The 1,511-nt window shown below is 54.9% G+C and carries 1 protein-coding gene; it reads right to left on the bottom strand.

Features of this window, described 5'->3' with window-relative positions:
* Nucleotides 1-74: 74 nt before the first annotated feature.
* Nucleotides 75-1,426 (bottom strand): IS3 family transposase gene (locus GOV88_RS20335; protein WP_171241541.1). Its coding sequence is split into 2 segments (ribosomal slippage): nt 75-1,090 and nt 1,090-1,426, totalling 1,353 coding nucleotides; the frame shifts between segments, so codons are not numbered across the junction.
* Nucleotides 1,427-1,511 lie beyond the last annotated feature (85 nt).

Here is a 1,511-nt window from a genome sequence, read left to right as displayed (position 1 = left end):
TGTCCGTTATCAGGGATTTTGGGACAGATGGCCGCCTGAGCTAAGAGAGGATCTGGCTCATCTGGTTGTTTTGATTATGCGGCGGATTTGCGGTGAAGCAAGCGCCGGGTTTCGATTGTCTTTCGTTTGATCCTTTCTCGTTGTTTTAGAATGGTCTGCCCGCGTCCGCAGTAGACATCAGCGGGCGTGAGGTTTTGTAAGCTTTCGTGGTAGCGCCGGTGATTGTAGTGATCGACGAAAGCATCGATCTGCTGCTGAAGGTCACCGGGCAGATAGTAGTTTTCCAATAAGATGCGGTTCTTGAGAGTCTGGTGCCAGCGCTCGATCTTTCCCTGAGTTTGCGGATGGTATGGTGCCCCGCGAACATGATCCATTTTCTGATCTTCCAGCCATTCGGCAAGCTCACCAGAGATGTAGCTGGACCCGTTGTCGCTGAGCAGGCGTGGTTTGTGCAGCACCGTTGCCTGATCACAGCCTGAGGCGTGCAAGGCGAGGTCCAGCGTGTCGGTTACATCCTCGGTCTTCATCGTCGTGCAAAGCTTCCAGGCGATGATGTATCGGCTGTAATCGTCCAGGATCGTGCTGAGATAGAACCAGCCCCAGCCGATCACCTTCAGATAGGTAAAGTCGGTCTGCCAGAGCTGGTTCGGCCGTGTTGTCTTGTCCTGGAACTCGTCTGCGGCTGACAAAACCACATAGGCTGGGCTGGTGATCAGATCGTAGGATTTGAGGATGCGGTAGACCGAAGCCTCTGACACAAAGTACTTTTCTGTGTCGGTGAAGCGAACAGCCAACTCACGCGGGGAAAGCTCACTTTCCTTCAGAGCCAGATCCTTGATCTTCTCGCGCACCGGCTGCGGAATGCGGTTCCAGACCCGTGAGGGCTTGGGACTGCGATCCTCAAGCGCCTCAGGACCACCCGACAGATACAGGCCATACCAGCGATAGAAGGTGGTCTTCGGGATGCCCAGCTTTTCCAAACTGCGCTTGGTCGGCAGATGCGAGCCTTCGACCAGACGGATGATCTCCAGCTTTTCAGATGCAGGGTATCTCATTCGCCGTCGTCCCCATCCGCGATCATGCTTTTTTTGAGCAACCGCAGTTCAAGAGCCTGTTCGGCAACCACCTCCTTCAGATCACGGGCTTCCCGTCTCAGATCCTTCACTTCGGTGGAAGTTGCCGCGCGGGCCGTGTCGCCTGCCAGACGTTTCTTGCCGGCTTCCAGGAATTCCTTGGACCAGCTGTAATAAAGGCTCTGCGCGATGCCCTCACGACGGCACAGCTCTGCAATGCTGTCCTCGCCTTTTAGGCCGTCCAGCACGATCCTGATCTTCTCTTCTGCGGAATACTGTTTGCGGGTCGCACGGCGAATGTCCTTTATGATCTTCTCACCGTGGCTCTGCTTGGTTCCGGGTTTCTTTCTCATCTCCACTCCTTGGCGGTCACGATGAGCCAGAAACCCTCTCTTATCAAATCGACCTAAAATGTCCCATTGGCGCTGACGTCAGACA

It is taken from the genome of Ruegeria sp. HKCCA5491 (assembly GCF_013034565.1).
GTDB lineage: Bacteria > Pseudomonadota > Alphaproteobacteria > Rhodobacterales > Rhodobacteraceae > Ruegeria.
Note: the sequence above shows the minus strand (reverse complement) of the source record. Positions and strands in the feature narration are given on the sequence as shown.